General features: G+C 66.2%; 18 protein-coding genes and 1 tRNA gene. 6 read left to right on the top strand and 13 right to left on the bottom strand.

The window, feature by feature from the left end; all coding sequences use genetic code 11:
- Positions 1 to 65: 65 nt before the first annotated feature.
- The 6 genes from NZL82_RS11385 to ptsP all read right to left on the bottom strand — a co-directional run bounded on the left by NZL82_RS11385 (position 66) and on the right by ptsP (position 10,154).
- A complete protein-coding gene (locus NZL82_RS11385; protein ID WP_261269877.1) occupies positions 66 to 878 on the bottom strand; it encodes an Ig-like domain-containing protein in 813 nt (270 codons plus the stop codon).
- 117 nt (positions 879 to 995) lie between these two features.
- Positions 996 to 3,242, bottom strand: a complete 2,247-nt coding sequence (locus NZL82_RS11380; protein WP_261269876.1) for a TonB-dependent receptor — start codon at positions 3,240 to 3,242, stop codon at positions 996 to 998.
- 267 nt (positions 3,243 to 3,509) lie between these two features.
- Positions 3,510 to 4,919 carry a carbohydrate porin gene (locus NZL82_RS11375; protein WP_261269875.1) on the bottom strand — a complete coding sequence of 470 codons (1,410 nt, stop codon included), beginning with the start codon at positions 4,917 to 4,919 and terminating at the stop codon, positions 3,510 to 3,512.
- A 50-nt stretch (positions 4,920 to 4,969) separates the two neighbouring features.
- Positions 4,970 to 6,643 carry a fructose-specific PTS transporter subunit EIIC gene (locus tag NZL82_RS11370; RefSeq protein ID WP_261269874.1) on the bottom strand — a complete coding sequence of 558 codons (1,674 nt, stop codon included), beginning with the start codon at positions 6,641 to 6,643 and terminating at the stop codon, positions 4,970 to 4,972.
- On the bottom strand, positions 6,640 to 7,608 hold the full coding sequence (pfkB, locus tag NZL82_RS11365) for a 1-phosphofructokinase (protein ID WP_261269873.1): 969 nt from the start codon (positions 7,606 to 7,608) through the stop codon (positions 6,640 to 6,642). Before pfkB ends, NZL82_RS11370 begins: the two co-directional genes overlap by 4 nt.
- Positions 7,608 to 10,154, bottom strand: a complete 2,547-nt coding sequence (gene ptsP, locus NZL82_RS11360; RefSeq protein ID WP_261269872.1) for a phosphoenolpyruvate--protein phosphotransferase — start codon at positions 10,152 to 10,154, stop codon at positions 7,608 to 7,610. The genes pfkB and ptsP overlap by 1 nt, the downstream gene beginning before the upstream one ends.
- Before the next feature lie 162 nt (positions 10,155 to 10,316).
- On the opposite strand from ptsP, the gene NZL82_RS11355 reads away from it, so the two are divergent.
- Positions 10,317 to 11,345 (top strand): LacI family DNA-binding transcriptional regulator, encoded by a 1,029-nt coding sequence (locus tag NZL82_RS11355; protein WP_261269871.1) that lies wholly within the window; start codon positions 10,317 to 10,319, stop codon positions 11,343 to 11,345.
- Between the two features lie 14 nt (positions 11,346 to 11,359).
- Complete coding sequence (locus NZL82_RS11350) at positions 11,360 to 12,382, top strand: class 1 fructose-bisphosphatase (protein ID WP_261269870.1); 1,023 nt, start codon at positions 11,360 to 11,362, stop codon at positions 12,380 to 12,382.
- 58 nt (positions 12,383 to 12,440) lie between these two features.
- Here NZL82_RS11350 and NZL82_RS11345 read toward each other — a convergent pair.
- A tRNA-Arg gene (locus NZL82_RS11345) sits at positions 12,441 to 12,517 on the bottom strand.
- A gap of 83 nt (positions 12,518 to 12,600) precedes the next feature.
- Between NZL82_RS11345 and NZL82_RS11340 the strand changes: the two genes are divergently transcribed.
- Positions 12,601 to 13,335: a queuosine precursor transporter gene (locus NZL82_RS11340; RefSeq protein WP_261269869.1), complete on the top strand. Its 735-nt coding sequence runs from the start codon at positions 12,601 to 12,603 to the stop codon at positions 13,333 to 13,335.
- Positions 13,336 to 13,647: 312 nt separating this feature from the next.
- Here the strand turns inward: NZL82_RS11340 and purQ are convergent, their stop codons facing one another.
- Genes purQ through purC form a run of 3 tightly spaced genes read right to left on the bottom strand, consistent with a single transcriptional unit; the run spans position 13,648 to position 15,325 of the window.
- Positions 13,648 to 14,316, bottom strand: a complete 669-nt coding sequence (purQ, locus tag NZL82_RS11335; protein ID WP_261269868.1) for a phosphoribosylformylglycinamidine synthase subunit PurQ — start codon at positions 14,314 to 14,316, stop codon at positions 13,648 to 13,650.
- Complete coding sequence (gene purS, locus NZL82_RS11330; RefSeq protein ID WP_042486357.1) at positions 14,316 to 14,546, bottom strand: phosphoribosylformylglycinamidine synthase subunit PurS; 231 nt, start codon at positions 14,544 to 14,546, stop codon at positions 14,316 to 14,318. Before purS ends, purQ begins: the two co-directional genes overlap by 1 nt.
- Complete coding sequence (gene purC, locus NZL82_RS11325) at positions 14,546 to 15,325, bottom strand: phosphoribosylaminoimidazolesuccinocarboxamide synthase (RefSeq protein WP_007405170.1); 780 nt, start codon at positions 15,323 to 15,325, stop codon at positions 14,546 to 14,548. Before purC ends, purS begins: the two co-directional genes overlap by 1 nt.
- Positions 15,326 to 15,602: 277 nt before the next feature.
- Here purC and NZL82_RS11320 point away from each other — a divergent pair, with 277 nt between their 5' ends.
- The 3 genes from NZL82_RS11320 (at position 15,603) to NZL82_RS11310 (ending at position 20,245) form a co-directional block, all read left to right on the top strand.
- Positions 15,603 to 15,992: a hypothetical protein gene (locus NZL82_RS11320; protein ID WP_261269867.1), complete on the top strand. Its 390-nt coding sequence runs from the start codon at positions 15,603 to 15,605 to the stop codon at positions 15,990 to 15,992.
- Positions 15,993 to 16,115: 123 nt separating this feature from the next.
- Positions 16,116 to 18,368, top strand: a complete 2,253-nt coding sequence (gene parC / locus NZL82_RS11315; RefSeq protein ID WP_261269866.1) for a DNA topoisomerase IV subunit A — start codon at positions 16,116 to 16,118, stop codon at positions 18,366 to 18,368.
- Positions 18,369 to 18,652: 284 nt separating this feature from the next.
- Positions 18,653 to 20,245 carry a bifunctional diguanylate cyclase/phosphodiesterase gene (locus NZL82_RS11310; RefSeq protein WP_261270018.1) on the top strand — a complete coding sequence of 531 codons (1,593 nt, stop codon included), beginning with the start codon at positions 18,653 to 18,655 and terminating at the stop codon, positions 20,243 to 20,245.
- Here the strand turns inward: NZL82_RS11310 and NZL82_RS11305 are convergent.
- From NZL82_RS11305 to NZL82_RS11295, 3 genes are read right to left on the bottom strand one after another with little or no spacing between them, the layout of a single operon-like run.
- Entirely contained in the window at positions 20,236 to 21,396 is a 1,161-nt protein-coding gene (locus tag NZL82_RS11305; protein WP_261269865.1) for a CCA tRNA nucleotidyltransferase, read from the bottom strand. The genes NZL82_RS11310 and NZL82_RS11305 overlap by 10 nt on opposite strands.
- On the bottom strand, positions 21,384 to 21,977 hold the full coding sequence (locus tag NZL82_RS11300) for a CoA pyrophosphatase (RefSeq protein ID WP_261269864.1): 594 nt from the start codon (positions 21,975 to 21,977) through the stop codon (positions 21,384 to 21,386). The genes NZL82_RS11305 and NZL82_RS11300 overlap by 13 nt, the downstream gene beginning before the upstream one ends.
- Positions 21,974 to 22,546, bottom strand: a complete 573-nt coding sequence (locus tag NZL82_RS11295) for a DUF1285 domain-containing protein (protein WP_261269863.1) — start codon at positions 22,544 to 22,546, stop codon at positions 21,974 to 21,976. Before NZL82_RS11295 ends, NZL82_RS11300 begins: the two co-directional genes overlap by 4 nt.
- Positions 22,547 to 22,560: the final 14 nt, after the last annotated feature.

Genomic DNA, 22,560 nt, shown 5'->3' with positions numbered 1-22,560 from the left:
TTCCCGGGCTGAACGGTAAGACGGGCAGGGGTCTGTGGCGCATGCGTGCCACAGACCCCTTTGCTTTAGATCAGCAGGTGGATGTCGTCGAACGACAATGACGGCAGGCCCTGAAAGGTGCCGTAGACGTCTTCCACGGTATAGGTCAGGCTATCGATCTTCCCAAAGCTTGAAAGGGAGACATGTTGCTGGCCAGAGATGCTCGCGACGTCGATCAAGACCGTTTTCTGGCCGACTATGCGTCCGTCATTATGTCCGGTAAATGTTACGCGCGCGACGGCATCCGGTGAATCGCCGGTCGCGACAATCATGTCGGACACGATGAAATCGACATTATGGTCCGACGAGAAGCCGAGGCCCCAGGGGTCGGCCTGCCAATAGCGATTGCCGCTCTCCGACCCGATCATCATCGTATCGCCGTCATAAACGGTGTTGAAGTGAATGACGTCCAGGCTCGGGCGGTGGTCGAAATCATAGACGACCTCGCGGGTCTGACTGCCGACATTCCCAAACCCAACGTCCATCGTCAGATAGGCGAAGTCGGTCTTCCCCGCCTTATCTGAGATTTTGTACGGAATGGATTCCGTCAGCACCGTGCCCTGGGGCGTGGAGGCCTTCACACCGGCATCGAGGTCATAGGTGAAGCGACCATCCGCCCAAATATGGAAGGTGCCATATGTCCCCTGAACATCGGTGACCGGCGGCCCCTTCTTTTCTCCAACCCTGACCCCGCCGAAAAAGCGGAGTGCCATTTCCCCTTCGTCACCGCTTCGGTCGTTGCCCAGAAGATTACCCGAAATCGAGCCATTCGATCCGAACTTGAAGTAATCGTCCTTGGCAAAAAGATCATCGCCATATTGATCGTCGTGACGCGTCATGATTGGCATACTCCCCTGTATTGATCGAAATCATCATATGGCAGAGGCAAGGGTAATCAACGGACGATCGTACCAACCTATGTATTGTTCATCGTTGGAATAGACGTTTCTCTGCCCTCAAAACCGTCCTTCGAAGCTCAGGCCCAGAATACGGGGATCGGACAGCGTGCCGCGTATGCGACCGTCAAAGTCCGTGAAGAAGGAAGTCGGCTGCTGGCGGTCGAAGATATTGCTGGCGATCAGGAAGGCGCCGAAATGCTCGCCTTGCCAACCCAGCTTGGCATTGACCAGCGTCAGGGGGCGGACGTCGCGAACACTCTGCCTGACCGTATCCTGGAAGAAGGCATCGCGATAGGTCGCGTTGACATTGGCCAGCAGGCCCGCCTTGTCATGCCAGGTCGTGCCTGCGGAAGCGGTCCAGTGCGGCGCATTGGCGAACTCATTGCCACCGGCCGATCGCGCTTCGGTACCGAAGGGCAGGGTGAAGTCGAGGAATTTGGACCGGCTGTGGCCGACCCCGGCATAGACGTCCAGCGACGGCGTCGGCCGCCCGCGCAATTCCGCCTCGAAGCCATAAAGGCGGGACTTGCCGGCATTGACGACCTGCGTGTCGAATACCGCGCCCGGGGTCAGCTGTACGCCCACCTGCTGGTCCCGCCAGTCGATATAATAGGCATTGGCGTTGAAGATCAGCTTGCGATCCAGCCATTCGGACCGCAGCGCCAGTTCGTAATTCCAGGTATATTCGGGCGAATAGGTGAAGGCCTGCGCCCGCTGCTGGTTGATCCCGGCACCGCCCGCGCGGTAGCCGCGCTGTACCGTCGCGCTCAGCCCGACATTGGGCGCGACGTCCCAGGTCAGGCCCAGCTTGGGCAGCCACGCGTCATAGGTGATGGCGCGCGTCGGCTCGACGCTGTTGGCACCGGCGGCCGTCGCCAACAGCAAGGCGTTCAGCCGGGTCACGATCGGGGCCAGCGCCGCCACGGGCAGCCTGGCGGGATCGGGCAGGCTGCCGTTCAGCGTCACCGACTGGGTCGCGCCGCGCAACTGTCGCTCATTGTCGTAGCGCAGCCCCGCACGCAGGCTGAGCCGCCCGGTCAGCGGGAAGGTCAGGTCGGTGAAGGCGGCCAGATTGCGGGTAAGGCGCGGTTGGGTGAGGCGGTTCTTGATCGGAACGACGCCGCCATAAAGCCCCAGCACCGTATCGACCATGGGCTGCGACAGGCCCAGCGCCAGCAACTGGCGATCGACGCCCAGTCGTGTCAGATTCAGGGTCTGCGTGGCTTCGAACAGATAGTCGCGATTGTCCTCGCGCAGATAATAGGCACCGATCAGGCCGCGAACCCAGGGCAGGTCGATGCCGAGCCGAATTTCCTGCTGCACCGTCCTGGCGGGATCGCGGGTCAGGCTGAGCTGACCCGGTGTGGCATTGCGGTCGGGGTCGGCGATATAGTCGGCGCGGACATCGGAGACGTTGGTGACGGAGCTCAGGTCGAACCCGCCGCCCAGCGTGTAATGGGCCTCCAGCGTCGCGATGTCGCTGACGATCTGGGTGTCGGTCGCCACATCCTCGGTCACGATTCGATCGGTGGGCGAATAGGGGGCGTCGAATTCATAGGCATAGACGCCGCGTTCGTGCCGGTCATGGACATAGGTCGCGATGACCCGCAGGCCAGGCACGGCGTCCGGGGTGAAGAGCAGCTTGCCCCGCAGCGTTTCCGACCGGCGCGGATCGGCGTCGCGGTGGAGCGTGCGGTTGTAGACCAGTCCGTCGGAACGCGCGATCTCACCCGCGATGCGAAAGGCGATCTGATCGCCGAGCAGAGGGCCGCCGATGGCCGCCGCCGCCCGGCGCTGGCCATCCGGGCCGGTCAGCATCACCCGCGCCTTGCCGCTCCAGTCATAGCCGGGATCGGTCGTCCGCACGATCACCGCCCCCGCCAGGGCATTGCGGCCCTGTACGGTCGATTGCGGGCCGCGAAACACCTCTACCTGAGCGATGTCGTACAGGTCGAGCGGCCCGGTATTGAGCGCCGCGCGGGGCAGGACCGCGCCATCGACATAGACGCTGGCCAGCGCGCCGTCGCCCGCACCCGATACGTTGAACGCATCGATACCCCGGATGGTGAAGCTGGTCCGGTTCGCCGCGATCGAGACATTGGGCGTGCGCTGGAGCACATCATAGACATCCAGCAGATTCTGGTTGGCGATCGTCTCCGCGGTGGTGATCGCGACGCTGGCAGGGGTATCCCGAAGGCTTCGGTTGGCCTTCTCGCCCAGAACGAGGATGTCGTTGCTCACGTCGTCGGTCGACTGCGCTGCCTGGCCGGGCGGCGTGCCCTGCGCCACCAGAGGCGACGACACAGTGCAAAGCAATATTGCAAGACTCGACCGAAACAGGCGCATTTTTCCCCCCAATGCTCGTTACGAGCGCGCGCCTAATGAAGGTGAATATGCGAGTCAAACGCATTAGCATTCTGGGTGTACGGAGATGCTGGCCAGTTGGCGGCCCGATGATCGCGGCGTTGAATGCCACCGATCATACGGGCCGATCGACAACCATCGGGCATCGCGCCGATCTTCGCCAGGATCGGATCGTCATCGTCCCGCGAACGGCGATGACTCGCGACGTCAGTCGCGCCGCGCCGCTGCGATGAGGGTGGGGGCGTCGATGGTGAACTTCAGCCCGAAGACGAGGGCGTTTCCGATGTTGGTCCGGCGGAAGGGCAGGCCGGTCTGGTCGGGGTGAAGGATATATTGGATGTTGGGCGACAGGCGGATGGCGGGCCCGACCTGGGCGCCATAGGCCAGTTCCATCATATATTGGTCACGGCGGATATTGGCGTCGCCGCCCGCCGAGACACGCGCCGCGCGCATCCGCGCCATGGCCAGGTCGGAAAAGCTCTGCTGGTTGATGACGAAGCCGATCGTATCCTGGTCGCGATCCGCAAAGGTGCCGGTCTGGAGCAGACCCAGCTCCAGGAAGTGCCGTTCCTCGACCCGCCCCGACAGGTTGGTCATGGCGACACCGAACACCCCCAGCCCGCGATGCGAGTTCATATCGGGTCGGGTCAGCATCTGATCGAAACGGGCATAGATGCCGCTGCGCCCCTTCAGCGTGGCCGCTGGCCGTCCGCTGAGGATCGCGATACCGCCGCGGTCGTCGCGCAACGGATCGGCATAGTCGCCCCGGTCGATCCAGCCGCCCAGGATATAGTGGCGCGGCAGCCGGTCGGTCTTGAAGTCGGACGCATAGCCCAGTTCGTACGGCACGATGAAGCCGGTGCCACCCTTGAAGCTCAGGCTGAAACCATTGTCATCGGGGCGTTTCCGATTGGGATTGACCTCGTAGATGCCGGCATGGGCGAACCAGTTGTCGGCGACCGTCAGCTTGGCCCTGGCCATCCAGCTCGACGCCGGGAAATAGGTGAAGTTGCTGTTCTTGAAGACGAAGGTCGGATTGCCACAGGCCGAATTGGTCTGGAAATGGCAGTAATAGGGCGAGTTCAGGAAATGGATGTTCGCCTGGCTCTTGCCCGCCTCGATGTCGAGCGCGCCGCCCATCAGCTTCTGTTCCCAGGTCAGGATGGCGAGGTGGGTGTTCTGGGTGCCCCAGACCTCCTGCACCGAGGTATTGTTGCCGATCGCGATCTGCGACAGGCTCTGGCCGTGGCGATTGGTGATCGCGAGGTGCAGGCCGCCGCCGGTGATACCGGCGATCTTCTCGAAATCGAGGTCGGCCCCGACATAGATCTGCCCGGTATAGGCCGACTTGCGTGCAAAGCCGCCGGTCGCGTTCGCCGCGGCCTCGCCGGTGTAGTTCAGCGCCAGGGTGATGCCGTCATCGGCCAGCGGCTGGAACGTCTCGACGCCCTTCTTCTTCTGGCCCAGCACCAACGGCACCGTCTTGGTCGCCTGTTGCGAGACCTGCGGCACGACGGGGCCGGAGGGCGTCGTCGGCCCATCCTCGGCCCGGGCGACGGATGCAGCCATCCCCATGCCCAGCGCGGCGATCGCCGCGAAGCCCTTCAATCCAGCCATGAACCTGTACCTCTTGAAATACGCCCAGTCCCCCCGGCGGGGCGTGGCGATCAGCCTTGCGCCACCGGGCGCTTCACAAATCCGACGAGTACCGCACTCACCGCCACTCCGGCCGCCAGCGCGGCGACATAGGCGACCAGATGGGTGACCGCGCCGGGGATCGGCAGCACGAAGATGCCGCCATGCGGCACCCGGAGCTCGACGCCCGCCACCATCGAGATCGCCCCCGTGATCGCCGATCCCGCCATCAGCGAGGGGATGACCCGGAGCGGATCGCGCGCCGCGAACGGGATCGCGCCTTCGCTGATGAAAGCGAGGCCGAGCACGGCGGCGGCGGCCCCGGCTTCGCGCTCATCGGCGGTGAACCGGTTGGGGAAGAGTCGGGTGGCCAGCGCGATGGCGAGCGGCGGGGTCATGCCCGCCGCCATGGTCGCCGCCATCGGCGTATAGACCTGCGAGGCGACCAGCCCGACCGAGAAGGCATAGGCGGCCTTGTTGACCGGTCCGCCCATGTCGAAGGCCATCATGCCGCCCAGGATCAGGCCCAGCAGGACCGCGTTCGACCCCTGCATCCCGCGCAGCCATTCGGTCAGGAAGGACAGCACCGCTGCGACCGGCGTGCCCACGGCATAGATCATCAAGAGACCGGTCAGCAGCGTGCCGAGCAGCGGCAGGATCAGGACGGGTTTCAGGCCCTGGAGGTTCTTGGGCAAACGGATGACGCGGTTGAGTGCGTCGACGCCATATCCCGCGATGAAGCCCGCAACGATGCCGCCCAGAAAACCCGCACCCAGGTTGCTCGCAAGCATCCCGCCGATCATGCCGGGTGCGATGCCGGGCCGGTCGGCGACCGAATAGGCGATATATCCGGCCAGCGCAGGCACCATCAGCGCGAAGCCCCCCTTCGCGCCGATGCTGAACAGCGCATAGGCCAAGGTGCCGGCATTCGCCTCGTCATTGGCGTGGATGCCGCCCAGCGCGAAGGCGAGCGCGATCAGCAGGCCGCCCGCCACCACGAAGGGCAGCATGAACGACACGCCGGTCATCAGATGCTTGTACGGCCCCGCGCGCTCGGTCGTTGCGGCGGCGGAGGAGGCGGTGGCGGCCCCACCCTGGACCTTGGCCTCGGCCAGCGCCTTTTCGATCAGCGCCGCGCCGCCGGTGATGGCGGGCTTGGTGTTGCTGACCAGCACCCGCTTACCCGCGAAGCGCGCGCGATCGACCTCGCGATCGGCGGCGATCAGGACCACATCGGCCTCGGCGATCTGCTCGGGCGTCAGCGGGTTGCCCGCGCCGACCGAGCCTTGCGTCTCGACATGGATGTCATAGCCGAGCTGGCGCGCGCCCTCCTGCAATCCCTCGGCGGCCATGAAGGTATGGGCGATGCCGGTGGGGCAGGAGGTGATCGCGACGATCTTCTTGGTCGCGACGGGCGCCTTGCTGCCGATCTTCAGCGCGGCGACCGGATCGGCGAGCACCGCTTCCAGCGTCAACAGCCGGTCGGCGCGCGCGCGGGTGTCGGCATCGGCGCTGTCTTCGGCGCCGACGAACAGCAGCATGTCGTCATTTCCGGCGGCGACCGGATTGACCACGCCTTGGGCGGTGCGCAATTCGATCTCGATCGCCTGGCCCGCATCGCGGGCCGCGCGGCGCAGTGCCTCGCCCGCCAGGACGCCGGTGACGCCCGCCTCTCCGGCGTCGACGATCGCCAACAGCCTCTTCATGAATCCTCTCCCACCATGGACGGACCGGTAACCCCGGCTCCGCTGATCGTGACCTGTGCGGCCAATGCGTCGATAGTCGCGAGGTCTGGCAGGTGCGGGCCCGGCCGCCCCAGCTTGGCGACGGCGAAGGCGGTGGACAGGCGCGCGATCCGCTCCAGTCCAGCGCCTTCGGCGATCCCGGCGGCCAGCCCCGCGACCATGGCGTCGCCCGCGCCCACCGTGCTGGCGAGCGGCCCGGCGGCCAGATGCGCGACCAGCGCGCCTTCGTCCGATACGAACAGCGCACCGTCTTCGCCCATCGACACGACCACCAGCGCCACGCCGCGCCGGTGCAGCGCCGTCGCGCACGCGGCGACCTCGGCGATGGTGTCGAGCGAGGTGTCGGCCCAGGCGGCCAGTTCCCGGCGATTGGGCTTGACGATGTGCGGCAACACATCGGCGCGCAGCGCCTGGGTCAGCGGCGCGCCGCTGGTATCGAGCAGCACCCGCGCGCCGCGCGCGGTCAGCGTCGCCACCATCCCGGCATAGAGGATCGTGTCGCATCCCGGCGGCAGGCTGCCCGACAGGACGATCAGCGCGTCCTCGCCCGCGAAATCCGTCACCGCCTGCTCGACCCGAGCGACATCGGCCTCGCCGACCACGGGGCCGCTCATGTTGATGTCGGTGGTGTCCGTGTCGTCGACGATCTTCATGTTGACGCGCGTGTCACCGCCCAAGCGCACGAAGCGGTCGTCGATCGCCTTCTGCTCGAACAGCGTTTCGAACAGGGTCGCATTGTCCTGTCCCAGCAGCCCGAACACGCTGACCGGCGCACCCCAATCGGCGAGGCAACTCGCGACGTTGACGCCCTTGCCGCCCGCATCCTGGCGGATCGAGCGCGCGCGATGGACTTCGCCGGGGACCAGCCGGTCGACCATGATTGTCTGGTCGATCGCGGGATTGAAGGTGACGGTGGCGATACGCATCACGCGGCACTCCTTTCGCGCAACTCCGCAACCGGTGCGACGTCGAGCGCGCGCACATCGGCGGCGCTCTCCATCGTCAGCGCGCGGGCGGCCAATGCCTGAAGCGCGGGCAGCTCACTGCTGCGCAGCCGCGCCTTGACCGCGGGCAGGTCGCGCGGGGTCATCGACAATTCGGTGACGCCCAGGCCGGTCAGCAGCGCCGCACCGAACGGATCGCCCGCCAGACCGCCGCACACCCCAACCCAGCGATCATGCTGCCGCGCTCCCTCCACCGTCATGGCGATCAGACGCAATACGGCCGGGTGCATCGAGTCCGCTTCGCTCGCCAGTTCGGGATTCTGCCGGTCGATGGCGAGCGCATATTGAGTCAGGTCGTTGGTGCCGACCGAGAAGAAATCGGCATGCTTCGCCAGCGCATGGGCCTGAACGGCGGCGGCGGGCACCTCGATCATGATGCCGATCGGCACCACCGGCGCGTCGAGCGACCCGCGTACCGCCTCGCACCGTTCCCGCAACGTCACGAGTTCGGCGACCGAGGTGATCATCGGGAACATGATCGACAGGTCGCCGCCATCCTTGGCGGCGCGGTAGAGCGCGCGCAACTGCGGCTCCAGCAGGTCGGGGCGGCGCAGCAGCAGCCGCGCGCCGCGCACGCCGAGGAAGGGGTTCTCCTCCTTGGGCAGGTGCAGGTGCGGCACCTGCTTGTCGCCGCCGATGTCGAGGGTGCGGACGATCAGCGGGCGACCGTCCAGCCCGTCAATCATCGCGCGGTAGACGGCATATTGTTCGTCCTCGCTGGGGCTGTCGCCACGTTCGAGGAACAGGAATTCGGTGCGCATCAGGCCGACGCCCTCGCCACCTTGCGCCAGCGCCTCGGCGACCTGATCGGGGCGGTTCACATTGGCGGCGATCGCGACGCCATGGCCGTCGAGGGTGACGGCCGGGCGGCTGCGTTCGGCTTCCTCGGCGGCACGGCGCGCGGCGATGGCGGTGATCCAGTCGCGGGCGGAGGCCAGATCCGCTTCGGACGGATCGAGCCACACCCGCCCGGTATCGCCATCGACGATCGCGACCGTCCCCGCCGCCTGCGACAACAGGTCCGCGCCCGCCGCGACGACCGAAGGCAGGCCGAGCGTGCGCGCCAGGATGGCGCTGTGCGAGGTCGGGCCGCCCAATGCGGTGGCAATGCCCGCCACGCGGTTCGTGTCGAGCGCGGCCGTATCCGATGGCGCCAGATCGGCGGCGACGAGGATGCACGGCGCTTCGGGCAGGTCGTCGAGTGTCCCCAGCCCCAATCCGGGATCGATCTGCGCCAGGACGCGGCGGCCGATGTCGCGCAGATCGGCCGAGCGTGCGGCGAGCACGGGATTGCCCAGCGCCGACAACTGGCCCGCCATGCGCTCGATCGCCTGATGCCAGGCCCAGGCGACGCCATGACCCTCGACCATCAACTGGCAGGTGAGCGTGATCAGGTCGGTATCGTCGAGCAGACCCGCCTGCGCCTTGAAGATCGCCGCGTCGCCCGCGCCCAGGCGGCGGGTGGTGTCGTCGATCAGCGCCTGCATTTGCGCCCGCGTGCGGATCAGTGCGCCCTCCAGCAGCGCACCCCCGGTGGCCAGGTCGGCGGGATGGTCGACGACCTCCAGTTCCGCCGAGGCGAGGACATGGACCGAACCGATCGCCAGTCCCGGGCTGGCCGCGACCCCCGCGATCATCGCGGGCGTCCCGACGGGTTTCCAGCCCTGGACGGGGGCCGCCGCCGCCGCCTTTTGCGCGGCACGCGCGGCATCGGCCTTTTCGCGAGTGGTCAGTCGCGTGATCGCCGCATGGAAGCTGTCCACTGCACCCCGCGCTCCGGGCCCGGAAGCCGAGATGGTGATCTGGTCCCCGGCCTTCAGTCCGAGCTGGAGCAGGGCGACCAGGCTGCGCGGATCGGCGGTTTCCCCCTCGTGCCGGACACGCAGCGCGACCGGCAGCGCCTTGGCCGCTTCCGACCAGGCGGCGGCCGGACGCGCGTGCAGGCCAGTGGGATAATCGACGGTCCATGTCACCCGCTCGTCCAGATCGTCGGCGGGCAGGCGGGTCCGATGGCTATCGGTCGCCTCGTCCTGCAACGCGGCGATGATCAGCATCGGGTCGTCGGTGGTCGCCAGCTGATGCAGTCGCGCTTCGTCCTGGATCAGGCGGGTCAGGCGGCGCAGGATTGCGATATGGCTGTCCGAACTGGCGGCGATGCCGACCACCAGATGGGCGACCTGGCCGGGATTCCACTCGATCCCATCGACGAATTGCAGCACCGCGATCCCGTCGCGACGAACCAGTCCCTTGTCCTCGCCAAGCCCATGGGGGATCGCCACTCCCGCGCCGAGAAAGGTGTTCGCGACGCCCTCGCGCGCGATCATGCTGTCCTCATAGCCAGCACCGACGCATCCCGCCGCGACGAGCAGCTGCCCCGCCTGGCGGATCGCATCCGTCTTGTCGGTCGCCGTGGCCGCGAGCCGGATGAGCTCCGGGCGGATGGCAGGGGGCGGGGCTTGGGTAGACATGTCTTTCTGGCCTCTCCGGCACGACTCTCGATCGTCGCTTGTCGTCCTAGAAAACGTTTTCTCTAAACTATGTCAATAGCGCTTGCCACGAAACGACGGAGCAGGCATGAAACTTGGGAACGCGACGTCAGAACGCGCAGTGGAGAGGAGAGAACGTTTTCCATGACCGTCGGTATCAAGGATGTGGCACTGGTCGCCAACGTCTCGACCGCGACGGTGTCGCGGGTGCTGAGCGGCCGCAATGTCGATGAGGCGATGCGCGACCGCGTGCTCGCGGCGGTGCGGTCGACCGGCTATCGCCCCAACCTCGCCGCCCGGCGGCTGCGGTCGCGACACACCAACACCATCGGGCTGGTCGTCGCCGACATCCGCAACCCCTTCTTCACCGCGGTTTCGCGCGTTATCGAAAACCTGGCCTATGCGCGCGGCCTGCGCGTAATCCTGTGCAACACCGACGAGGACCCGGTTCGCGAGGCGATGTACCTGCAACTGATGCAGGAAGAGCGCGTGACCGGCGTCATCCTGGCGCCGACCCGACAGGGTTTGGCGAAACTGGGCAAGGCGAAGCCCGACTATCCGATGATCCTGATCGACCGCGCCACGCCCGGCATCGCGCATGACTGCGTCGTGCTCGACAATGCCGCGATGGCGGCGCTGCTGGTCGAACACCTCCAGGCGCGCGGGTTCCGCCGGATCGCGGGGCTGTTCGGCGCGTCGAGCAGCACGGGCGAGGAACGCCGTGCGGGCTTCGAGGCGGCGGCGCAGCGGCTGGGCCTTACCGCCGAGGCGATCGCCGTCCCGCATGGCGATGGCGAGGTGGCGCGGATCGTCACCGACCTGCTCGCGCGGCCGGATCGCCCTCAGGCTCTGGTCGCCAGCAACGGCCTGGCCCTGATGGCGGTCCTGCGCACGCTGCACGGACTGGGCCTATCGGTACCGGGCGACATGGCGCTGGCCGGATTCGACAATGAGGGCTGGATGGACCTGGTCGGCGGCGGCCTGTCGGTCATCGAACAGCCGGTCGAGGAAATCGGCCGCACCGCCATGGCGATGCTGATCGATCGCCTCGACCATGCCGATGCCGCGGTCCGCAAGGTCGTGCTCGCCGGACGGCTGATCGCCCGCGGCTCGAGCGTCTCGGCGGCCTCCAACCCAATGCTTTCCCTCCTCTCCACCCAGCCTGGAGCTTGACCATGACACCACGAATGTCGCTCACCCGCTTCCTGATCGAACAGCAGCGGGGGCCCGCGAAGCTGCCCGGCGAATTGCGGCTGCTGATCGAGACGGTGGCGCGCGCCTGCAAGACGGTCGGCCATGCCGTGTCGAAGGGCGCGCTGGGCGAGGTGCTGGGGTCGCTGGGCAGCGAGAATGTGCAGGGCGAGGTCCAGAAGAAGCTGGACGTGATCGCCAACGACTTCCTGCTCGATGCCAATGAATGGGGCGGGCACCTCGCGGCGATGGCGTCGGAGGAAATGGAGACGATCCACCGCATTCCCAATCGCTATCCCAAGGGCGAATATCTGCTGCTGTTCGATCCCATCGACGGGTCGAGCAACATCGATGTCTGCCTGTCGGTCGGCACCATCTTCTCGGTCCTGAAGGCCCCGGCGGACGCCGCCGGTCGCGAGATTGGCGAGGAGGATTTCCTTCAGCCCGGCTCGGAGCAGGTGGCGGCGGGCTATGCCATTTACGGACCGCAGACGCTGTTGATGCTGTCGATCGGCACCGGTGTGTACGAGTTCACGCTGGACCGCGAGGTCGGGGCCTGGAACCTCACCGATGGCCCGATCCGGATGCCCGGCGGGACGCCTGAGTTCGCGATCAACGTGGCGCGGCGGCGGCAATGGTCGGATGTGGTCGCCCGCTTCGTCGACGATCGGGTGGCGGGCAGCGAAGGTCCTTGCGGCCGGGACTATTCGATGCGCTGGACTGGGTCGATGGTGGCCGATGTCCACCGCATCCTGAAACGCGGCGGCACCTTCCTCTATCCCCGCGACGAGCGCACCGGCCACGCCAGGCTCCGCCTGATGTATGAGGCCAATCCGATGAGCTATCTGATCGAACAGGCGGGCGGCGCGGCGACCGATGGCGAGAGGCGGATACTCGATATTGCGCCCACGGGGCTTCACCAGCGGGTTGGCCTTATGCTCGGCGACGCCGACGAAATTGCCGCGCTGAGCGACATTCCGACGGTGGCCACCCAGGTCCCCTCCTTCGCGGCGAACTGAAGGGGAACTGGGCAATCCGGCCAGGGGTCGAGCTTTGCCCGGCAACCATTTTAGGAACTGGCGCGCCCGGAGGGATTCGAACCCCCGACCGAGGAGGTAGAAGCTCCTTGCTCTATCCAACTGAGCTACGGACGCGCGGATGGGCGGGTTCGTAGCGTGGTTTGCGTGCTTTGGGAATGGCGATAAATGTCGGTCCGAACAGGGTGAAGGGGATCGGCATGAGTGGGGAACGGGCGGTCACGGGACGCGATGTGGAGCGGACGACGTTTCGCTGGTTTGACTTCGTGATGGCGGCGTTCGTCACCATCCTGCTGCTGTCCAACGTCATCGGTGCGGGCAAGGTCGCGGTGATCGACTTGCCGCTGGTCGGACAGTGGCCGTTCGGCGCGGGTATCCTGTTCTTTCCGCTGAGCTACGTCATCGGAGATGTGCTGACCGAAGTGTATGGCTATGCCCGCGCGCGGCGGGTCATCTGGGCGGGGACGGCGGCGGTGCTGTTCATGGCGTTCATGAGCTATGTCGTCGTCGCGCTGCCACCGGCGCCGAGCTGGACCAACCAGGCAGCCTATGAGGTGATCTTCGGCCAGGTGCCGCGCATCGTGTTGGCCAGCGTCTGCGCCTTTTGGGCGGGTGAGTTCGTCAATGCCTATGTCATGGCGCGGATGAAGGTCTGGACGGGCGGGCGGCATCTCTGGTCGCGGACCATCGGCTCGACGTTGGTGGGGCAGGGGGTCGACAGCCTGATCTTCTATCCGCTGGCCTTCTGGGGCGCGCAGGGGTGGACCACGCATCTGGTGGTCGTGGTGCTGTTCACCCAATGGGCGCTGAAAGTAGGTTGGGAGGTGTTGCTGACCCCGGTGACCTATCTGATCGTCGGCTGGCTGAAGCGCGCCGAGGGGGTGGATGTTTTCGACGAGGGAACCGACTTCACGCCATTCCGGGCGCGGGTTTGATTTGGGTTCGCGCGACGCCGCGAAGACGCAAAGGAGCGGGGCATGAATGGGTTCGCGCAGAGGCGCAGAGGGCGCGGAACTGCCCTACGCGGCGGTAGCCGCATGCTTTTGCCGCAAGCATGAGGCGAAAGGGATAGGGCGTCCACAAGACCAGACACCTCTGCGTCCTCCGCGCCTCCGCGCGAACAAAAACCTTCTTCGCGCCATCGCGGCTTCGCGCGAACAAAAAAGTGGAAGCGAGTCGCCTCGCTCCCCCTTTGTCAGATGTAGTCCCGTGGCCTTCGACTTCGCTCAGGCTGAACAGGGGAGGGGTTAGGCCCCCACCATCTCCAGCAGGCCTTCGAACAGGCGTCGGCCATGATCGCCGCCATGGGCGGCTTCGATGCGGCGTTCGGGGTGAGGCATCATGCCCAGCACGTTGCGCTTCTCGTTCAGCACGCCCGCGATGTTGCGGGCCGAGCCGTTGACGTCCTCGGCATAGCGGAAGGCCACGCGTCCTTCGCCTTCCAGACGGTCGAGCGTGTCGGCATCGGCGAAATAATTGCCGTCATGATGCGCGACCGGGATACGGATCGTCTCGCCCTGTTTGTAGAGGCGGGTGAAGGCGCTGTCGGTGTTGGCCACCTCCAGATCGACGTCGCGACACACGAAGTTAAGCGAGCGGTTGCGCATCAGCGCGCCCGGCAGCAGCCCGGTTTCGGCCAGCACCTGGAAGCCGTTGCACACGCCGAAGACCGGCGTGCCCTTGTTCGCCGACTCCACGACCGCGCGCATGATCGGCGAGCGGGCCGCGATCGCGCCGCAGCGCAGGTAATCGCCGTAAGAGAAGCCGCCCGGTACGCCGATCAGCCCCAGCCCCTCGGGCAGTTCGCTGTCGCCGTGCCAGACCATGGCCGGCTTGACGCCCGTCACCGCCTCCAGCGCGACGGCGAGGTCGCGGTCGCAGTTCGAGCCCGGAAAGACGATTACGGCGGTCTTCATCAGGCGCGCTCCACCCGGTAATTCTCGATCACGGTGTTGGCGAGGAGCTGGCGGCACATCTCGTCGATCTGCGCGTCGGTGGTCGCGTCGGCGACTTCCAGCTCGATCAGCTTGCCCGCGCGGACGTCGTTCACGCCAGCAAAGCCCAAGCTTTCCAGCGCGTGGTGGATCGCCTTGCCCTGCGGGTCGAGCACGCCGGGCTTCAGGGTGACGAAAATCTTCAGCTTCATTACTTGCCCCGGCTCTTGCGGTGTTCTTCGAGGTCGAGGACGGCGGTGTCGCCCCCCTCGGGCAGCAGGCCCAGACGGCGCGCCACTTCCTGATAGGCTTCCACCTCGCCGCCCAGGTCGCGACGGAAGCGATCCTTGTCCAGCTTTTCGTTGGTGGTCATGTCCCACAGGCGGCAGCCATCGGGGCTGATCTCGTCGGCCAGGATGATCCGACCAAAGTCATTGTCCCAGATGCGGCCGAATTCCAGCTTGAAGTCGACCAGGCGGATGCCGATCGCGGCGAACATGCCCGACAGGAAGTCGTTCACGCGGATCGCCAGGTCGGCGATGTCGTGCATCTCTTCCTGGCTGGCCCAGCCGAAGCAGGCGATATGCTCGTCGGTGACCATCGGGTCGCCCAGCGCATCGTCCTTATAGTAGTATTCGATGATCGTGCGGGGCAGCTTCACGCCCTCTTCGATGCCCAGGCGCTTGGACAGCGAGCCCGCCGCGACGTTGCGCACCACGACCTCGATCGGCACGATCTCGACCTGGCGGATCAACTGCTCGCGCATGTTCAGGCGGCGGATGAAGTGGGTCGGCACGCCGATATGGTCGAGCATGGTGAAGACATGCTCGGAGATGCGGTTGTTGAGCACGCCCTTGCCGTTGATCGTGCCCTTCTTCTGGGCATTGAACGCGGTGGCGTCGTCCTTGAAATACTGGATCAGCGTGCCGGGCTCGGGGCCCTCGTACAGGATCTTGGCCTTGCCTTCGTAGATTTGGCGGCGGCGAGCCATGCGGCGGTCCCCTGAAATGAGTACAGCCCCGGCGCCCCCATGCTGAGGCCCGAGGCGGGATGGCGCGCCTATAATGGAAGGGGCGCGGCGGCGCAATGGAGTTGGGCGCCATACTGACATGGTGCGGCGAACAGCATCGTCAAGGATGACGGCGTTGTAATCCTCGCGACACAATGAACAGTTTTTGGAGGACAGATTAAAAAATTGTAAGGCCAGAAGTAACGGAAACCGACCCTGTAGATCACGGGTTATGGCTATGCTTGCAAAGGAGGTAGTCATGAACAAGCTGATGATCGGTGTTGTTGGTGGAGCCCTGGTGTTGACGGCGGGTACTGCCGTGGCGCGGCCGATGCATGCGGCGCCGCAGCCGCAAATCTGGGAGCAGGCGCGTGTCCCGCTCGCCAACGGCATGGAGGCCATCGCGGTGGTGAAGAATGGTAATGCGGAGCGCACGGTCGCCTGCCGCGATACGGCGGACGTCCTCGCGACCTTCCATCCCGAAGTCGTCGCCTTCCAGCCGGTGCGCGGGCCGCATGGCAAGGTGAAGACCGACGAGGATGTGGCCGGGGTCGAAACCTTCACCCCCGTCGCCTTCCAGAATTGCACCGTGGCGGCGGGCGATCACTTCGCCCAGGATGTGAACCAGGCTCAGGCGACCCAGGCGTAAGCCCGGTCCCTGGTTCGACGAAGCGGGCGCGGCTACCCCACGCGTCCGCTTCGTATGTATATGTTCCCTTTTTGATCTCGCCGATTGTTCTTCGGTGCAACGCTTGCTAGAAGCGATGCTTCCATGGCGATCGATCTCCGCGACAATCCTCCCGTCGGCGTGCTGGACGCGCCCTTCGACAGTGCGCTGTCGGAGCGTTACCTCGTCTATGCGCTGTCCACGATCACCGCGCGCTCGCTGCCCGATGTGCGCGACGGGCTGAAGCCGGTGCATCGGCGGCTGCTTTGGGCGATGCGGCTGCTCAAGCTCGATCCGGCGGCGGGGTATAAGAAGTGCGCCCGCGTCGTCGGCGACGTGATCGGTAAGTACCATCCGCATGGCGACCAATCGGTCTATGACGCGATGGTTCGCCTGGCGCAGGATTTCGCCCTTCGCTACCCGCTGGTCGACGGGCAGGGCAATTTCGGCAATATCGACGGCGATAACGCCGCCGCCTACCGATATACCGAAGCAAGGCTGACCCAGGTCGCGATCGACCTGATGGACGGGCTGGATGAAGACGCCGTCGCCTATCGCCCGACCTATAATGGCGAGGAGCAGGAGCCCGAGCTGTTTCCCGGCCTGTTCCCCAACCTGCTGGCGAACGGCGCAAGCGGCATCGCGGTCGGCATGGCGACCAGCATCCCGCCGCACAACGCCGCCGAACTGCTGGAGGCCGCGATCCTGCTGGTCGATCGGCCGGACGCGGATGACGATGCGATCCTGGCGCTGGTCAAGGGACCCGATTTCCCGACCGGCGGCATCGTGGTCGATGCGCCGGCCATATTGCGCGAAAGCTACACCACCGGGCGGGGCGGCTTCCGCGTCCGCGCGCGCTGGGAGATCGAGCGCGAGAAGGGCGGCGGCTGGCAGATCGTGGTCAGCGAAATCCCTTACGGCGTCGCCAAGGGCAAGCTGATCGAACAGATCGCCACGCTGATCAACGACAAGAAGCTGCCGATCCTGGCCGATGTCCGCGACGAATCGGATGCGCAGGTTCGCATCGTGCTGGAGCCGCGCGCGCGCACCGTCGATCCGCAGGTTCTGATGGATGGGCTGTTCCGCTTCTCCGACCTGGAGACGCGGGTCAGCTTGAACCTCAACGTTCTCGACAAGGACCGCACCCCGCGCGTCATGTCGTTGCGCGAGGCGCTGGCGGCCTGGGTCGAGCATCAGTTCGTGGTGCTGCGGCGGCGTTCCGAGCATCGGCTCGGCAAGATCGCCGACCGGATCGAACTGCTCGAAGGCTATCTGGTCGCCTATCTCAATCTCGACCGGGTCATCGAGATCATCCGTACCGAGGACGAGCCCAAGGCGGTGATGATCGCGGAATTCCGCCTGACCGACCGTCAGGCCGAGGCGATCCTCAACATGCGCCTCCGTTCGCTGCGCCGTTTGGAAGAGTTCGAGATTCGCGGCGAGCGCGACAAGCTCGACAAGGAGCGCGAGCAGCTCACCCTGCTGCTGGGGTCCGACCAGCGCCAGCGGACGCGGATGAAGAAGGATCTGGGCAAGATTCGCGACCGCTATGGTCCCGAGACTGCGCTGGGCGCGCGCCGCACGCTGATCGAGGAAGCCGCGCCGACCCGCGACATACCGCTGGAGGCGATGATCGAGCGCGAGCCGATCACCGTCATCCTATCGCAACGCGGCTGGATTCGCGCGATGAAGGGGCATGTCGACCTCGCCTCGGCGGATACGGCGAAGTTCAAGGAAGGTGACGGCCCCGCCTTCGCCTTCCACGCGCAGACCACCGACAAGCTGTTGCTGGCGGCGGCGAATGGGCGCTTCTTCACGCTGGCGGCGGACAAGCTGCCCGGCGGGCGCGGCTTTGGCGAACCGGTGCGCGCGATGATCGACCTCGACGGATCGATCGGCATCGTCGGCTTCCTGCCCGCCGCGCGCGCGACCAAGCTGCTGGTCGCGGCGTCGGACGGACGCGGCTTCGTCGTGCCGACCGCCGATACCATTGCCGAAACGCGAAAAGGAAAGACCGTGCTGACCCCGCGCGCCGGGTCCCAATTGAAGGTCGTGCGTCCGGTCGGGGTCGAGGACGATTATGTCGCGGCGATCGGTGACAATCGCAAGCTGCTGGTCTTCCCGCTGACGGAGTTCGTCGAGTTGTCGCGTGGCACCGGGGTCCAGCTTCAGCGCTACCGCGATGGTGGATTGTCGGACGCCACGACCTTCGTCTTCAAGGACGGGCTGAGCTGGGCGATGGGCGGCGATAGCGGGCGGGTCCGAACCGAAACCGACCTGTCGGCCTGGCGGACGGCGCGCGGCGCGGCGGGGCGGATGCCCCCCACCGGCTTCCCGCGCGACAATCGTTTCGATTAGAGGCTTTCTGCGAAATAGGCCGGGGGACGTTCTTGCGGCATCGGCCCGCTGAAAACCGGCGTCCGGCCCGTTTCCGGGGCGAACGCCCGGGCCGGATGAACCCGTTTCGGCTCCGCGCGATCGATCGATCCGTAATCGATTGCGATGAGAGAAAACCGCCCTGTTTTTAGGGGGTTTTAAGACTCTCCGGCTAATCGGGGCGGGAGATGGCTTCAATCGCTTATCCCACGCAACGTTCCTCGACGCGAAATTCCGTGTCGCTGACGTCATGCGCGATCCAGATCATGGCGATCCCGGCGGCGGAGATCCGGCTGTCCGAGGGCTGCCTGAGCATTGTCGCCGCCAATGACGCCTTTCGCCGTGCCGGTCTTGATGAAGACCGGACCCAGATGATGCTGATGACCGAACTGGCACAGCGGATCGAGGCGTTTCTAGGGGGCGACCAGGGCTCGGTGGACTTCCCGCTGCAACTGGGCGAGGTGATCGACTGCCGTTACTATCAGGCGACCCTGACGCGCCCGGCGGAGGGGGCGGCGGATCATTGCGTCCTGATGCTCGTCGATCACACCACCCAGCATCATACCGAGCGCAGCCTGCGTCGCGAAATGATGACCGACAGTCTGACCGGGCTGCCCAATCGACAGGGCTTTGGCGACCTGATCGAGGCGATCATGGCGACCGGCCAGCGTCATGCCGTGCTGGTCATCGACCTCAACCGATTTGGTCGGCTGAACGCGTGCATGGGTTCGCTGGTCGGCGACGAATTGCTGATTACCGTGGCGCGGCGCGTAAAGGGGGCGCTGCGCGCCCGCGACTCGATCGGCCGAATCGGTGGTAATGAATTCGGCATTCTGATGATGATCGACGGCAGCGAGGACGAGGCGCATGTCCTGGCCGCCCGGATCGACCGCGCGATGCGCGCGCCGTTCCGCCTCACCGATTACGAGGTCAATGTCGAGGCATCGGTCGGTATCGCCTTCAACGAAGGGCCCGATGGCGATGCGGAGGAGTTGATCCGCCACGCGCAGTTCGCGGTGAAGCATGCCAAGGCGGCGGGCCGCACCGAAATCTATCATCCCCAGGCCTTCACCATCGCGCGCGCCCAGTTCGCGATGGAAACCGCGTTGCGCCGCGCGATCGAACAGAACGGATTGCACCTCGCCTATCAGCCGATCTGCGACCTTGCCACGGGCAAGACCGTCGCATTCGAGGCGCTGTCGCGTTGGCGCGACGTGGATGGGCAGGATCATTTGCCGTCCGAATTCATCCCCGTCGCCGAGGAATCGGGGCTGATCGTCCCGCTGGGCCGCTGGGCGGTGCGAGAGGCGCTGCGGCAGCTTGCCGAATGGGACCGGGCGGCAGGCGGCGACTGCGGGGTCCGCATATCCGTCAACGTCTCTGCGATCCAATTACAGCGCGACGATATTCCGGCGCTGATCGAAATGGCGTTGGCCGAAGCCGGCATCGCCGGCGAGCGGTTGGCGCTGGAGTTGACCGAAAGCGCGATCGTCGGCGATCCCGATCGGGTCACCGCGATCATGAAGGCGTTGAAGGCGCTGGGCACCACCATCGCGATGGACGATTTCGGCACCGGCTATTCCAGCCTGGCCTATCTTCAGAAATTGCCGATCGACGTGCTCAAGATCGATCGCAGCTTCATCAACGGGATGCTGGCCGACCGCGACAAGATCGCGATCGTCCGCGCGATCCTGGGCCTGGCCCAGGCGCTCGGCATGCAGACCACCGCCGAGGGGATCGAGGCGATCGAACTGGGGCATACGCTGGGAGCCCTGGGGTGCAATTACGGCCAGGGCTATTTCTATGCCCATCCGCTCGATCCCGATGCCGCTTGGGCGATGATCGCCGATCAGGCCTGAGCCACCGCCGCATCGGCCAAGGCGCCGACCCGCGCTTCGTCCGGGAAACCCTCCGCGATCCAGCGGGTCTCGATCTGGCGAAGCAGCCGCGCCACCTCCGGCCCCTTGCCGATCCCGCGCGCCACCAGCGCGCCCCCGGTCAGCGGCAGGGTGGGCGGGGTCCAGTCGCGTATCGGCTCGACGGGCTCCCCAGCCAGCAATAGCCGGTCGATCGCTCCACCGACCCCGACGCGATAGGCCAGCGCGCGGGGGCCTTCCTCTCCCGGTCCGGCGGTGGCGGCGATCAGGCGCTTGCGGTCGAGATTGGAGAGCTTCAGTCGGGCTCCCACCGCTTCGGCGGACGGCGGCGGGATCAGCGCGGCGAGGCGGCGAATGGCGTCGGGTGCAATCCCCTGGGCCCGCTCGCGCTCGGCCAATTGCGCCAGCCGCTCGGCCCCCTCGGCATCGATCTCCGGGAGCACTGCCCGGAAAATGCCGTGTTCGACCATCAGCGCGATCACCGGCACGGCGCGCGCCGCTACCAGCAATTTCAGCAACTCCGCCGCGATCCGCTCGCGCGACAGGGCCATCAGGTCGTTGGCGCGCTGCGTACAGGCCGCCAGCCCGGCTTCGTCCACCGCCTGGCCGAAACGGGCGTGGAAACGGAAGAAGCGCAATATCCGCAGATGATCCTCGGCAATGCGCTGCAACGGATCGCCAATGAAGCGCACCCGCCCCGCCTTCAGATCGTCCAGCCCGCCGAAATAGTCGAACATCCGGCCGGTCGCCGGATCGGCGTAAAGCGCGTTCATGGTGAAGTCGCGCCGCGCCGCGTCCTCGCGCCAGTCGTCGGTGAAGGCGACCACGGCATGGCGGCCATCGGTGGAGACGTCGCGACGCAGCGTCGTGACCTCGACCGGGCCGTCGGGCAGGACGGCGGTGATGGTACCGTGCGCGATGCCGGTCGGCACCGGCTTGAACCCGCATTCGCGCACCCGCTCGATCACCGTCTCGGGCGAGAGCGGCGTGGCGAGGTCTATGTCCGCCACCGCATGGCCCAGCAGAGAGTCTCGCACCGCGCCGCCGACGAAACGCGCCTCCAGCCGCTCGGCCAGCGCGATCAGATCGATCCGGTCCGCCCAAGGGGCGCTGGCGGCGTTCAGGTCGCCCATTGCAGTCGCCGTGACAGGTTGACGATCATCGCGGCAGTCGCGCCCCAGATGCGCCGGTCGGTCCATAAAATCTCGTAGAAATGGCGGGTCCGCCCGCGCCACGGCGCGCTGACCCGGTGGTGATGGGCAGGATCGAGGAGAAAGGCCAGCGGGACCTCGAACAGGTCGGCCACTTCCGCCTCCGCCGGGTGCAGGGTCAGGTCGGGCGGGATGACACCCAGCACCGGAGTCACCTCGAACCCGGTCACCGTGCGATAACGGTCCGCCAGCCCGACTATGGTGACGGCGCCGGGGCTTAGGCCGATTTCCTCCTCCGCCTCACGCAATGCCGTTGCGACCAGATCGGCATCGCCGGGATCGGCCCGCCCACCGGGAAAGGCGATCTGCCCGGCATGATTGCGCAAATTCTCGGTCCGCTGGGTCAGGACGACACCCGGCTCGGCCCGGTCGGTGACCGGCACCAGCACGGCGGCGGCGGTGGGCGTCACCGTCATCTCGTGCGTCTCGACTCCGTCGCCGGTCAGCAGGTCGGCGGCCGGAATGCGCGCCATCGCCTGAGCCAGCCTTTCGGCCAGCGTCATGCGGCGGCCGGACCGGTCAGGGGAAAGAACGCGCCATCACTCCACACGCCGGGCAGCTGCTCGTCCCCGACCAGCGCGCGTTCGGCCAGTTCGTAATAGACCGGCCGCGCGATCAACGCCTCCAGCCCGTCGCGGACATGCAGATAGGGGCGGGGGCCGTCTTCCCCCTCGACGAAACGCAGCCCATGGGCGGGGCCGGCAGCCACCAGATCGCCGGTGTTGAGTTGGAAAACCAGCCGGGCATCCCGCCCTTCGCCCTCGGCCTTCATCGTCACCGCGACGAACGGCGCATCCTCGACCGCGATGTCGAGCTTCTCGACCGGCGTCACCAGGACGTGGCGACCATCGGGTTCGCGTCGCAAAATGGTGGAGAACAGGCGGACCATGGCCGGACGCGTGATCGGGCTGCCCTGGTGAAACCAGGTGCCGTCGCGCGCGATCCGCATGTCGCTGTCACCGCAATGGCCGGGATTCCAATGCGACACGGGCGGCAGCTTCTGCGCTTCCATAGCCTGGACGATTTCGGCCAGGCTGAGGGAGGATAGATCGGGGGGCAGCGCCATCGGCATGATCCACCCGAGTT

The organism is Sphingomonas sp. LC-1 (genome assembly GCF_025371035.1).
GTDB lineage: Bacteria > Pseudomonadota > Alphaproteobacteria > Sphingomonadales > Sphingomonadaceae > Sphingomonas > Sphingomonas sanguinis_E.
The sequence above is the reverse complement of the archived record's forward strand: the minus strand, read 5'-3'. Positions and strand labels throughout refer to the sequence as shown.

Excerpts from the sequence above, each read along its gene's own strand:
- NZL82_RS11385 (WP_261269877.1), bottom strand. The coding sequence starts at position 878 with ATGACGCGTCACGACGATCAATATGGCGATGATCTTTTTGCCAAGGAC.
- NZL82_RS11375 (WP_261269875.1), bottom strand. The coding sequence starts at position 4,919 with ATGGCTGGATTGAAGGGCTTCGCGGCGATCGCCGCGCTGGGCATGGGG.
- NZL82_RS11370 (WP_261269874.1), bottom strand. The coding sequence starts at position 6,643 with ATGAAGAGGCTGTTGGCGATCGTCGACGCCGGAGAGGCGGGCGTCACC.
- pfkB (WP_261269873.1), bottom strand. The coding sequence starts at position 7,608 with ATGCGTATCGCCACCGTCACCTTCAATCCCGCGATCGACCAGACAATC.
- ptsP (WP_261269872.1), bottom strand. The coding sequence starts at position 10,154 with ATGTCTACCCAAGCCCCGCCCCCTGCCATCCGCCCGGAGCTCATCCGG.
- NZL82_RS11355 (WP_261269871.1), top strand. The coding sequence starts at position 10,317 with ATGACCGTCGGTATCAAGGATGTGGCACTGGTCGCCAACGTCTCGACC.
- NZL82_RS11350 (WP_261269870.1), top strand. The coding sequence starts at position 11,360 with ATGTCGCTCACCCGCTTCCTGATCGAACAGCAGCGGGGGCCCGCGAAG.
- NZL82_RS11340 (WP_261269869.1), top strand. The coding sequence starts at position 12,601 with ATGAGTGGGGAACGGGCGGTCACGGGACGCGATGTGGAGCGGACGACG.
- purQ (WP_261269868.1), bottom strand. The coding sequence starts at position 14,316 with ATGAAGACCGCCGTAATCGTCTTTCCGGGCTCGAACTGCGACCGCGAC.
- purS (WP_042486357.1), bottom strand. The coding sequence starts at position 14,546 with ATGAAGCTGAAGATTTTCGTCACCCTGAAGCCCGGCGTGCTCGACCCG.
- purC (WP_007405170.1), bottom strand. The coding sequence starts at position 15,325 with ATGGCTCGCCGCCGCCAAATCTACGAAGGCAAGGCCAAGATCCTGTAC.
- NZL82_RS11320 (WP_261269867.1), top strand. The coding sequence starts at position 15,603 with ATGAACAAGCTGATGATCGGTGTTGTTGGTGGAGCCCTGGTGTTGACG.
- parC (WP_261269866.1), top strand. The coding sequence starts at position 16,116 with ATGGCGATCGATCTCCGCGACAATCCTCCCGTCGGCGTGCTGGACGCG.
- NZL82_RS11310 (WP_261270018.1), top strand. The coding sequence starts at position 18,653 with ATGGCGATCCCGGCGGCGGAGATCCGGCTGTCCGAGGGCTGCCTGAGC.
- NZL82_RS11305 (WP_261269865.1), bottom strand. The coding sequence starts at position 21,396 with ATGGGCGACCTGAACGCCGCCAGCGCCCCTTGGGCGGACCGGATCGAT.
- NZL82_RS11300 (WP_261269864.1), bottom strand. The coding sequence starts at position 21,977 with ATGACGCTGGCCGAAAGGCTGGCTCAGGCGATGGCGCGCATTCCGGCC.
- NZL82_RS11295 (WP_261269863.1), bottom strand. The coding sequence starts at position 22,546 with ATGCCGATGGCGCTGCCCCCCGATCTATCCTCCCTCAGCCTGGCCGAA.